General features: G+C 69.2%; 13 protein-coding genes and 1 pseudogene. 5 read left to right on the top strand and 9 right to left on the bottom strand.

Annotated features, from left to right (window positions below; genetic code table 11):
* The 4 genes from ACWCXX_RS39500 to ACWCXX_RS39485 all read right to left on the bottom strand — a co-directional run.
* Positions 1 to 303: helix-turn-helix domain-containing protein (locus ACWCXX_RS39500; protein WP_451135919.1), on the bottom strand; the 303-nt coding region annotated here is incomplete at its 3' end.
* 270 nt (positions 304 to 573) lie between these two features.
* Positions 574 to 1038 (bottom strand): hypothetical protein, encoded by a 465-nt coding sequence (locus ACWCXX_RS39495; RefSeq protein ID WP_451135917.1) that lies wholly within the window; start codon positions 1036 to 1038, stop codon positions 574 to 576.
* 90 nt (positions 1039 to 1128) lie between these two features.
* Positions 1129 to 2385, bottom strand: a complete 1257-nt coding sequence (locus ACWCXX_RS39490) for a hypothetical protein (RefSeq protein WP_451135915.1) — start codon at positions 2383 to 2385, stop codon at positions 1129 to 1131.
* A gap of 207 nt (positions 2386 to 2592) precedes the next feature.
* The gene (locus ACWCXX_RS39485; RefSeq protein ID WP_451135913.1) at positions 2593 to 3513 is read right to left on the bottom strand and encodes a replicative DNA helicase; all 921 of its coding nucleotides are present in this window, start codon (positions 3511 to 3513) and stop codon (positions 2593 to 2595) included.
* A gap of 86 nt (positions 3514 to 3599) precedes the next feature.
* Between ACWCXX_RS39485 and ACWCXX_RS39480 the strand changes: the two genes are divergently transcribed.
* Both ACWCXX_RS39480 and ACWCXX_RS39475 read left to right on the top strand, forming a co-directional pair.
* Positions 3600 to 4193 carry a hypothetical protein gene (locus ACWCXX_RS39480; RefSeq protein ID WP_451135911.1) on the top strand — a complete coding sequence of 198 codons (594 nt, stop codon included), beginning with the start codon at positions 3600 to 3602 and terminating at the stop codon, positions 4191 to 4193.
* A complete protein-coding gene (locus ACWCXX_RS39475; protein WP_451135909.1) occupies positions 4193 to 5146 on the top strand; it encodes a DUF721 domain-containing protein in 954 nt (317 codons plus the stop codon). The genes ACWCXX_RS39480 and ACWCXX_RS39475 overlap by 1 nt, the downstream gene beginning before the upstream one ends.
* 47 nt (positions 5147 to 5193) lie before the next feature.
* Here ACWCXX_RS39475 and ACWCXX_RS39470 read toward each other — a convergent pair whose 3' ends face one another.
* Positions 5194 to 5694, bottom strand: a complete 501-nt coding sequence (locus ACWCXX_RS39470; protein WP_451135907.1) for a hypothetical protein — start codon at positions 5692 to 5694, stop codon at positions 5194 to 5196.
* Positions 5695 to 5989: 295 nt separating this feature from the next.
* On the opposite strand from ACWCXX_RS39470, the gene ACWCXX_RS39465 reads away from it, so the two are divergent.
* Positions 5990 to 6688, top strand: coding sequence for a DciA family protein (locus ACWCXX_RS39465; RefSeq protein WP_451135905.1), 699 nt, complete (start codon positions 5990 to 5992; stop codon positions 6686 to 6688).
* Here the strand turns inward: ACWCXX_RS39465 and ACWCXX_RS39460 are convergent.
* The 4 genes from ACWCXX_RS39460 to ACWCXX_RS39445 all read right to left on the bottom strand — a co-directional run bounded on the left by ACWCXX_RS39460 (position 6619) and on the right by ACWCXX_RS39445 (position 8868).
* On the bottom strand, positions 6619 to 7026 hold the full coding sequence (locus ACWCXX_RS39460; RefSeq protein WP_451135903.1) for a hypothetical protein: 408 nt from the start codon (positions 7024 to 7026) through the stop codon (positions 6619 to 6621). The genes ACWCXX_RS39465 and ACWCXX_RS39460 overlap by 70 nt on opposite strands.
* Positions 7027 to 7119: 93 nt before the next feature.
* On the bottom strand, positions 7120 to 7554 hold the full coding sequence (locus ACWCXX_RS39455; RefSeq protein WP_451135901.1) for a hypothetical protein: 435 nt from the start codon (positions 7552 to 7554) through the stop codon (positions 7120 to 7122).
* Between the two features lie 63 nt (positions 7555 to 7617).
* Entirely contained in the window at positions 7618 to 8142 is a 525-nt protein-coding gene (locus tag ACWCXX_RS39450) for a hypothetical protein (RefSeq protein ID WP_451135899.1), read from the bottom strand.
* Positions 8143 to 8496: 354 nt separating this feature from the next.
* Positions 8497 to 8868 (bottom strand): hypothetical protein, encoded by a 372-nt coding sequence (locus tag ACWCXX_RS39445; protein WP_451135897.1) that lies wholly within the window; start codon positions 8866 to 8868, stop codon positions 8497 to 8499.
* Between the two features lie 273 nt (positions 8869 to 9141).
* On the opposite strand from ACWCXX_RS39445, the gene ACWCXX_RS39440 reads away from it, so the two are divergent.
* Both ACWCXX_RS39440 and ACWCXX_RS39435 read left to right on the top strand, forming a co-directional pair.
* Positions 9142 to 9414 (top strand): DUF6225 family protein, encoded by a 273-nt coding sequence (locus ACWCXX_RS39440; protein ID WP_451135895.1) that lies wholly within the window; start codon positions 9142 to 9144, stop codon positions 9412 to 9414.
* 389 nt (positions 9415 to 9803) lie between these two features.
* A pseudogene (locus ACWCXX_RS39435) lies at positions 9804 to 10071 on the top strand (HNH endonuclease); the annotation flags it as partial.

Below are 10071 nucleotides of genomic sequence, written 5' to 3'. Positions count from 1 at the left end.
CTTGCGGAACCGCTTGCGCTGCTGGAGCGCGAGTCGCGGCCCGAGGTGGTCGATGATGCGGTCGGCCGCCGACTTGGACACCCCGAAAAGCGGGGTCAGTTGGCGCAATGTCAGGTTCGTTCGCCAGTATGCGGCGACCAGGAGCACGCGGTCTTCCAGCGGCAGGCTCCAGGGCCGACCCTTGCGCACCGGGTCCGCCCCCTCACGCCGGAGCGCGATGATCAGCTTGCCGAACTGGCGCGGGCTCAACCCGGTGAACAGGGCTATCCAGGAGGGCTCCGACGCCCTGACCACACCAGACACAGCAAGATCATCTCACCCGTGACCAGTAGTTACGGGACAACCCTTAGGCTGGTCAAGTAGGCATGCCGCTGGCTATCCGTGAGGTGGGCCAAGCATGTGGCGTGCGGGTCGACGCGGTGGCCTCGGCAGCCGAACGGGTCACCGGACGCCGGGTCGGCTCCACGGCCGCAGTAAGGCCACTCGGGTTCGGTAGGGACTGCAGTCATGCCCTGATGGACACCCATCACAGTTCAGTGGTTGCACCTGGGGACTACGGCGCCCGTCAGAGTGTCAGGCTTCCTCGCGGTGGCGGGTGACTTCCTCCACGCTCCACCCGACGAACTCCGCTACGTCCTCGTCCGGCGCTGACCCCAGCCAGTCCTGCAGCGCTTCGGCGAGGCTGGCGGGGATGCCGACGGGCTCCACCTCGGTCCCGTCCTCGTCAAGGTTGTCGATGTGGAGCCATTTACCGTCGGGGTCGAGGCGTTGCGCAGCTTCGTCGTAGGCGGTGTAGTCGCCGGTGCCGTTCACGATGAGGTCGCCGGTGCGCCAGTCGGTGATCTCCCATGCCTGCACGTCGTCGCTGCCGCCGCTGGTCTGCCCGCCGTTGACGATCCGGTGGCCGGCCTTCTCGAGGGTACGGATGCGTTCTTGCCGGGCCTGCTCGTCGGCAAGGCGGACACGTAGCAGGGCACGGACGTACTCGCAAACCGCGGTATCGGTGCCAGCGGTCTGGCCGGTGGTGGTGTCGGTCATGAAGGTGTCCTCTCAAGCGGGCGCCCGGGCCGACCACAAGGGCCGGCCCAAGGAGCCCTGTGTCCGCATAGTCGTCGACTCGAAATGGCGTCACGTTACCTCTCCTGCGATCCTTTGCATCTCCTCGCTCTTCCTGCGGCACGAGAAATGCTCCGGTAGCCCTTCCGGTCCTGACAGGCTTGCGGGCTGGCCGCAGCCGAAGCGGCAGAGGGGAATCGGCTGCCCCGACGCGTCGACCGCAACCTCGGCGGCCTCCGCTTCCTGGGTGCGGGTTTCCAGGATGATCGTGCGGCTTTCGCGTCTCTGCTTCGGTTCGGCCCGAACCTCAGAAACCGGGCGGTCCTTAGTGCACTTGTCGCGCCGATTCCCCTGCCGTACCGATGCCTTACGTTCCTTGTCCTCGTCCTCCCGGTCCGGCCCGTTCGCCTCGAGGTACCGCTGCCACTGCTGCACGGGAAGCCACCCGTGGAAGCCACCCCGCTGGAATGGGATCCGCTCTCCAGCCGCAGCTTCCACGATGAACTGCGTGAGGGTCAGGGCGCCGTTCCCGTTGAAGGCACTCGACTGATGAGCAGGGACGAGAATGCGATGCCAGCCCCCGCAGTACCCCGTGGCGGTGGGATTCTCCGGGTCGTAAGACTTCTCCGGGCAACGGTCGAGTGCCCCGCTCGGACTGCAGTGGCCCTCCTCCAGGACGAAGTTGCCATCCCGGACCGCAATGGGGTTCTTCTGCACGCGGATGACAGAGGCCGGCAGGTTGGGCGTGCGAACGTACGGGACAGTGCCGATTCCTGTGTGATCCGGGTCGGCGAAGTCCCAGACGGACCGGATGTTGTCACTACGACGGAACCTCTCTCGCACACGCATTCCGCGGGCGGTCTGGGTACTCAGCTGAGGTTCGTAGCCCAGAACGATGCCGTTAGCACCGCTGATGCGAACATCCAGGCGCGCACGCCCGTCGGCTGCCGACGACTCGACGTCGGCCTGGAAGCCGTGGTCTTCGGAGTCCTTTGCGACACGTTCTTTACGGGCGAGATGCTCGTCGGACTCGTGACTGATGGGCTTCTCGCCACGCTTCCGGTAGTGAGAGGCGAGCCAGACCCCGTTGCGTTCGACGAGGTACATGGGGACACGCCGCCCCCGGATGTCCCGGCAGTCGGGGCAGATAAGCCCCCGGCGTTCAACAGGAACACGGTTTCGCATACGAAGGAGCTCACCCAGGAGTTCCTCCCCCTGCTGAACGCCGAGGTCGGAGCGGCTCAGATCAAGGTTGCAGCCGGCCCGTTCGTAGTAGACGGGGTTACGGAAGAGCTCCTCGTCGCTGTCGATCTGAAGGTCGTCGTCCACCGATGCTCCCCGCAGCCGCCAAGAGTAGGACTCGTAACGCTACGGGAAGGGTCTGACAATGCGGGCTGAACTACGGAAATGGGGCAAGAGGGTACGTGTCCCCAGCCTGGACCAGACCGGGGACAACGAACGCTACGACAGCCAGGCACCGAGTTCGCGCCCGTGCGGCTGTGAACTCATCGAGGCCACGTACCGCGGGTTCATGGTTCAGGTCTGCGTCATGTCAACGAACCGCCCGTAGTGCCCCTGGAACGCGGTGGTGATCACGCAGGTGGGGCCCTGTCGGTGCTTCGCGACGTAGAAGTCGGCCTCGCCGGCCCGCGGTGTATCCAGGTCGTATGCGTCCTCGCGGTGCAGCAGCAGGATGGTGTCCGCGGCAAACGTGATGGCGCCGGACTCGCGGAGGTCGTCCAGTTTCGGAAGGCGGTCGTACCGTTGTTCGGGGTTTCGGTTCAGGTGGCTGGTGGCGACGACCGGGATGTTCAGCTCCCGGGCGAGGGTCTTCAGATCGCGGACGACGTCACCGACTTCGCGTTCGCGGAGGTCGCTGCGCTTGGCCGGCCGGATGTCCTGGATCCCGTCGACGGCGAGGAGCTCGACTCCGTGTTCCTCAACGAGTTCGCGGGCTTCGGCTTCGAGGGCGGCCATGGTCAGCCGGCCGGGAATCTTCACGTGGAGCGGAGCCGCGGACACATCCGGGACGCGGCGGGCCACGCGGGTCCAGTCTTCGTCAGTCATGTGGCCGCAGATGATGTGGTGTCGGGCCACACGGGCTTCGGCGGCCAGGATCCGCATGAGGAAGAGCTCGCCGCTCTCCTCGAGGGAGTACACCGCGGCTGGCGTGCTGTTCTTGATTGCGGTGTTCCGGCAGATGTCGGTGAGGAGCGTCGTACGGCCCACTTGCGGGCGGGACGCGATGACGGTGAGAGAGCCGGGGGTGAGCCCTCCGGTTACGAGGTCGAGGTCTCGGAAGCCTGTAGGGAGGCCGCGGAGGGCAGTGCGCGTGGTGGGCTTCTCGACAATGTTCACAACATCGTCAAGGAGGTTCCCCAGCAGGGCGCTGAGGGGCCCGTTGCTGATCCCTCCAGTCGGGTCGGCAGCCGGGTCCTCGGTGGTGGTGTCGGTCATGGAGGTGTCCTCTCAAGCGGTCGCCCGAGCCGACCACACGGGTCGGCTCAAACAGGGTGTCAGAACGTCACCTGAAGGTCGGCACGATGGCTACGAGACCAGCCCTCACTTGTTGTGGCCCCGGCTACGCCGACTGCGAGTCCGGCACCATCTGGCTCACCCGCACGGCCTGCGAGCTGTGCGCCGAGATCGTCCAGGACAAGGCCGCCGCCCGCGAGCGCGCCCGCCGTGCCGCCGCCGGCCTGTGCCTTGAGCACGGCACCCGCCCGGGCCAGTCCGGCCGGTGCGCCGACTGCGACCTCGAGACCGCGGCCGCCAGGCCTGCCGACATCCCGGCCCGGCGGACCGCGGAGGGCCCGGAGCGAGGAACGTGCGGCAAATGTGGCGCGCGGATCTTCATGACCGGACCCGCCCTGAACGACAGCCTGTGCAAGCCCTGCCGCCAGGAGCTCCACCCGGACACCGCCTCCACGCCCCGGACCGTCACGGTCGTTCCGGCGTCCACCGAGCCCCGCACCGGAGCGCCCGCAACGGCCGAGCCGGTCAAGCCGGTCGAACAGGCCGGTCCACGGACCTGCCAGGGCCAGGAGCACGGCGCGCCGTGCACGCGCGAGACTCTGCCGCTGCGCCGCCTGTGCCGACGGCACATGGTCCAGCAGATCGCCGGGGTGGTGGCCTGATGACCATTACCCCGCAGCCCTCCGGTGTCGACCTCGCCCGCCCGGCGCTGCTCGCCGCCCGCGAAGCAGCGCAGCGGACCGGGCACGCCCGGAAGACCAAACCGGGACGGCGCACCGGCACCGCCCTGCGGCGCGACGGCCGCGAGCCGCTCGGGCTCGGCAGCGCCATCAGCCAGATGATGACCGAACGCGGCCTGGCCGCCCCGGCCGCCGGCGGCAGCGTCCTCGCCCAGTTCGATACCATCCTCGCCGCGGCTGCGCCCGAACTCGCCGGGCACGTGACGGCCGTGAGGTTCGACGCGGGCACCGGCCGCCTGGACGTCGCCCCCGAAGCCCCCGCCTACGGCACCAAGCTCCGCTGGATCGCACCAAAGCTGATCGCCACCGCTGCCGCGGTGGTACCCACGGCGAACATCCACATCCTGAATATCCTTCCGCCCAGCCCCGGGAAGGCCGGCTTCACCGCAGAGGCCGTCACCCCGGCCGCACCGCAGAGCCTGGTCCCGACAGTCGGGCCCGGGCAGCCCCGGACCCGGCACCCCGGCTACCTCGCCTCCCTGGCCGCCCACCACGCCACTGGCGGCACCCCGAAGACCGGACTCACACTCCTCATCCGCGAAGCCGCCACCCGCCAGACCCAGGCCCTTCGCCGGAACCGCGAACCCGAGGTGGTCTTCACCGAGATCGCCGCCCAGGAGGAAATCCTCCGGACCCGGCAGCGCCGCACCGGGCACGACGGGACATTGGAAGCCAGTATCCGAGCCGCCCTCACCTACAAACGCCGGGGCGCTCCCGGCCCGGGGACCCCGGCCCGGGCCGCCAGGGCGTCATGGCCATCCAGGAACAGCGGCGGGAACCCCGCTGCTTATGGGTACTTCGACAAAACCAGGACTGTCCCCCTCCCGCCCAAGAAGAGCAGCGTCGGGGAACAGCTGGCCAGAGGATGGCGGTAGCCCTGATTCGGTTCCGGTTACAGGAAGCGGCTTGCCGCTTCGCTGTTTCAGGAGTAGAGGGCCGTCCCGTAAAGCACCTCTCTGGCGCGGACTACGAAGGCTTCGCAGGCATGCTCCGCTGCCTCGCCCCGGAGGAGCATGTCGGCCTTGTCGGCAGCGAAGAAGATCTCCCGGGTCTTCGCCTGGATCTCCGCAGCCTGCTCGGCGAGGCGCTGCGCAGGCGGGCCATGGGCGACGAGGCGGAGCCGGAGGGTGCTGCTGCGGACCTCGACGTAGAGCCGATACGACTCGGCCCGGGCCGCGAGGGCGGCCTCTGATTCGGCCGCCGCTTGCTGGCTTGTCCATCGGTCGTACTGTGCTCGCCGATAGTCTTCTGCGAGGCCGATGAAGTCAGCGCACGCATCAAGGAGGCGCTGGTGGTTTCGCTCGCGGTCGGCTCGGGCTGCAGACAGGACTGCGGTCTTCTCCTGGTGGCGGTGCGCGACGACCGCACCAAGCAGCGTCCCGATGACGGCGATAGCGGCCGCGATAATCCCCGACACATACATAGCCCATCACCTGTAACAAGCGCCGGACAGAGCACGAACCGGCCATCATTCCGACCATCGTCCGCCAGCCGACGACGGGACCTGGCGGCTGTGCTGGGCGGCTCTGCCGACGCCCCTGCAGTCACGAAGCAGCAACCGTTGCTGACCGCCATCCAGTGCTGGCAGCCCGTCCGGCGCCTGGGCTCAATGTTCCCGAGGACAGCGAGACCTCGGCGAGGCGTCTGTTCAGCAACCAGTTGGTCAACGAGGCGCAGCGCCTGTCCGGCACCCGCCACCTCGTACTCGGACACACCACATGGAGGTCAGCAACGGGTTCGACGTACTGCGGGCCGCAGACCACGACACACCAGATCTGCGTCCTGCGGAATGGCTCACCGGCAGCATGGCCCACTTGTGGGCGCAGGCGCTGGGCGGCGAGAGCCTTGCGCGGCGTCTGCGCGTAGCTGGGGTCGACATCCATGGGTATCTGCATGTGACCTGCTCTCGGACGCCCTACCGGACACATCTGCGGTTGCTCGCGCAGCACATCGTCACGCGGCTCAACGAGCTCGTCCCCGCCGCCCGGGTGACGGGGATCAGAACCCACCTGCGCCCTGTCGAGGTTCTTGTGTCAACCGTCGACACCGTCACCGACCACCAGGTCCTCGCCGACATTCTGCTGGAAACCCGCTACGACGCCGCCCAGGTCTGGGGACCTGAGCACCCCGTCATCCTGCGGCACACCGCGCAGACTCACACTGACCGGTTCGTCGCCGACTGGGCTGCCCAGCACACCGCGGCGACCGCCGGCACCAGCGCTCCGGTCCGCGCTGTGGCCGAGCTCGCCGATCACGAGTGCCACGGCGTCAAAGCCGTCGAGACCCGAGACCTGCAGCTCGTGACCATCGACCGTCCCGACATGTGCCTCGCCATCTGCGCGAAGGGCTACCCGATTCCCCCGATCGCCCAACTCGCCATCCGCGTCGGCCTTCCCGTCAGGCAGGTGTGGTCATGACCGAAGCACTCAGCACCAGCGGAGTGGACCTGGCCCGGGTCGCACTGCACCAAGCCCGGGAAGCCGCCATGGCCCGCGGCGAGGGCGGCACCCGCAAGACGAAGCGCCGGACCGGGACGACGGTACGGCGTGACGGCCGGAAACCGACAGGGTTCGCCGCCGTGCTCCAGGGCCCGGGTGGCCGCGGCCGGGTCGAACGGTTCGTCGGGTCCGGTGCCGGTGCAGTAGCCGAGCGGACCGTCGACGGGGTCGTCGATGTAGACGTGCCAGTCGGAGTGGTACTCGGCCCGCGCGGTCAGCGCCACGAGGGCGGGTGCGGTGAGGTGATCATGCGTCACGCCATCACGGTAGGGGCCGGGTCGGGGGCGCGGCCGGTCTTCCGGATTCCGGTCCGCCCGCCCCTGGGAACAGGTATGCGCGGCGGCCACAGATCAGTCCTTTTCGGGTTCACCGAGGGTCCAGCCGCTGATCGCCGCGATCGGGCCGCGCCAGGTCGGCAGGGTGTGGGTGGCCCGGCCGGAGCGGTGGGTCACGTCCTGCAGGTGAAGGAAGCGGGGGTCGACCTCGCGGCGGCGCCGGCCTTTCTCCGCGGCCTCGTCCAGGTGCCCGATCGCGTGGCGCACGACCCGGCGCAGAGTGTCGTCATGGTCACCGAGCTGACGCAGGTGCAGGCGCTCCCAGGTATCGGTGGAGACCAGGGTGCCGGTCACCAGGGCGCCGCCCACGGACAGGGTCACCACGATGTCCTCGGCCTCGATGTCCTCGTGCTCCGCGCCCAGGCGCAGCGTTTCCAGGTGCGGGTCGGTCCAGGTCTCCGGCTGGAGCAGCATCCGCAGGACGGGCTGGACCGCGTCTTTCCATGACAACGTGCTGCTCCCTGCTCTCTTTGGCTTGTGGACCGACGCCGGCCTGGAGGGGCTGGCCCGGCGTCAGATGCCGGGCCAGCTCTCCTGTGCGGTGATCCACTCCCGGCGGGCGTATGCGCGGACCATGTCCCGCTCGCTGTCGGTGCAGCCGTCCCGCAGCGCGACGGGGATGTCGCCGGTGGTGCTGGTGCCGTGGTGCCGGTCGTGGCGCACGAGCTGGTCCGCCATGTCCGAGGCGTCGGTACGCAGCTCCACGTCCAGCGGCACCGGGTGGCCGGTCTCCTGGTAGGGGCGGGGCAGGTAGCTGCCGTGTCCGTGGCACAGGGCAAGCGCGTCCAGGACGGCCGCTGCCTCCAGCAGGTCGTCCCGGCACTCTGCTGCCACGCTGCGGACCTGAGCGTCGACGAGGTCCTGGCGGGCGGCGGTATGCGCGGCCGCGATGTCCTGGCGGTCCATGACGTGCGTGTACAGCAAGGCCGGGATGAGCTGGCCGATACGGACCAGGTGCGTCCCGTAGGCAGCCTGGGCCGCCCGGCTGGTCGCCCAGCCCGGCCACGGCTCATCAGGCGAAGGCCGATGCGCACTCATACCTCTTCCCCTCTCCCCACCGTTCCGGGACTCAGGCGTCCCTCCACGCCCGGAGGAACTTCCGCTGGCAGCCCCTGATCTTCGCAGTGGTGATCGCTCCCTCGCCTGCGTTCGCACGAGTTGGCTTGATCAGCACACGGTTCAAAGACAACCCCGCCGGTGCGGGGGCACCCCGGTATTCATGGCGAGGACGACGCGGATGCTGCCCACAAAACGTGCCGTCGGGCTGCGCGGTCGGGACGGGTGTGCAGGGTACAGACGCCCGCGGTGGCCATGACCCGATGGGCTCTTCCGGGGCCTGCCCGTACAGCGCCAAGGGCCGGCGTACCGGTGGGGGCGGGCAGGGCCATCGGGTCAGGCCGCGGGGGTGGTCTCGGCTGCCGGAACGGCCTCCGGTCGTGTGACCGCCTTCAGTTCCATCCGCCGGTCCACCAGGGCCCCGCCGGTGAAGTCCGCCCAGTACGGGTGAGTGCTGACGGTCTCCGACAGGGCCAGGCACTCCTGGCGGAGCCCGTCGACGGCGGCCTTCTGCTCGTCCGTCCAGCCGGGCGACGGCGGCCGGCCGCCCGTGACCTCACCGGTGTGCGAATGCTCCTTCCCCGGCCACCCGTCGTGCGGCTCCACGGACCAGGGCAGGGTGCGCCCGAGCGCGGCGAGCTCTGCGGTGGCTTGGTGCAGGCGGACCTGAGCAGCGCGAAGATCATCAGGGAAGGGTGTTTCGACCATACCCGAATGGTATGCGTGTTCGATTTCGAATCCGGGGAGACAGGGCCGCGGGGCGCTGACCGGTGTCTGCTCCCCGCCCCGCCGCTGGCTTCCCGACCTGGGGATCTGACCGCCGCGAGCTGACAGTACGGTGTGCACCGGCCGGGTCTGATCCACCACCCACCGGTGATCAGCTTTTCACCCCGGCCCTCTGTGCCCCCGAACCAGTGCTCTGGCCCGGGGGCACAGCCGCGCCTCCCCTGCCGGGAGATCCCGCTCCGGGAGTCTGCGCCCATGACCGAAATCTTCGAGCACACCCCGCAGATCTGGAACGCCGCGCAGCTCCGCGACGCCTTGAGGGACCTTCCCGATGACGCGCCCATCCACATCGGTGTCGCGGAAGATCCCGGCGACTTCGACGGGTACCGCGGGGGTGTTCTCGTGGACGCTCACCGGGTCGAGAACTGGTGGCCGGCCACCGCCACCGAACCGGAGCGCACCGAGACCGAGAAGGCGCTGACGCTGTTCGTCGACTGGGAGCCGGGCGCGTACGACCTCCTCGACTGAACGGGACGCATGCCTGATCGGGTCTGCGTCGGGTGTTACGCCGCATTCGCATGCCGGGTCCGGTGTCGAGGTCGCCCTGGCCGCCCCTGTGCGCTGACGTCAGCGGCGGGTGATGGCGCACCGCGTCGTTGACGGCGCGGGCTGCATGTCGCGGTCGAACCCCTTTGTTGGGGTCCGCCGCATCTCGGCGTTGGTGCGCATCCGAGCCCGCCGGTCGCATGGCCGGCCGGATGCCGGGTGCCCTGTCACCGGCGTCTGCTGCTGGTGGCCGGGTGATGCGACTGGGGGTATTGGAGCAACCGTTTCTGCGGTGAACCTGTTCACCCCCAGGACTGATCATGGAGCGGGCCGGGCCGGGTGAGGGGCCATCAGCCGCTATCACGGCGTGCGTGATCAAGAACCTGATGCGCGGCCTGGCCGCGCTCTCCCTCACCCTCGCCCCGCTCGCAGTCACCACCCCGGCCGCCCACGCCCGGGCGGCCGAGCCGACCGTGCTGCCGATCGGCGCAGCGGTCTCCGCGCTGCCGCTGGGCGCCGAGTCCCGCGACGGCTACACCCGCAGCGCCTTCCGCCACTGGAACGCCGGCGCCAACCCCACCGACGGCTGCAACACCCGCGCCGAGGTGCTCCTTGCCGAGGCCGTCACCCCGCCCACGG

This window comes from Streptomyces sp. NPDC001732 (assembly GCF_053596315.1).
Note: the sequence above shows the minus strand (reverse complement) of the source record. Positions and strands in the feature narration are given on the sequence as shown.

What these genes read in the sequence shown, in the direction of transcription:
- ACWCXX_RS39495 (WP_451135917.1), bottom strand. Translation starts at nt 1,038, where the DNA reads ATGACCGACACCACCACCGGCCAGACCGCTGGCACCGATACCGCGGTT.
- ACWCXX_RS39445 (WP_451135897.1), bottom strand. Translation starts at nt 8,868, where the DNA reads ATGGTCGAAACACCCTTCCCTGATGATCTTCGCGCTGCTCAGGTCCGC.
- ACWCXX_RS39485 (WP_451135913.1), bottom strand. Translation starts at nt 3,513, where the DNA reads ATGACCGACACCACCACCGAGGACCCGGCTGCCGACCCGACTGGAGGG.
- ACWCXX_RS39440 (WP_451135895.1), top strand. Translation starts at nt 9,142, where the DNA reads ATGACCGAAATCTTCGAGCACACCCCGCAGATCTGGAACGCCGCGCAG.
- ACWCXX_RS39465 (WP_451135905.1), top strand. Translation starts at nt 5,990, where the DNA reads ATGGAGGTCAGCAACGGGTTCGACGTACTGCGGGCCGCAGACCACGAC.
- ACWCXX_RS39450 (WP_451135899.1), bottom strand. Translation starts at nt 8,142, where the DNA reads ATGAGTGCGCATCGGCCTTCGCCTGATGAGCCGTGGCCGGGCTGGGCG.
- ACWCXX_RS39480 (WP_451135911.1), top strand. Translation starts at nt 3,600, where the DNA reads ATGGCTACGAGACCAGCCCTCACTTGTTGTGGCCCCGGCTACGCCGAC.
- ACWCXX_RS39470 (WP_451135907.1), bottom strand. Translation starts at nt 5,694, where the DNA reads ATGTATGTGTCGGGGATTATCGCGGCCGCTATCGCCGTCATCGGGACG.
- ACWCXX_RS39475 (WP_451135909.1), top strand. Translation starts at nt 4,193, where the DNA reads ATGACCATTACCCCGCAGCCCTCCGGTGTCGACCTCGCCCGCCCGGCG.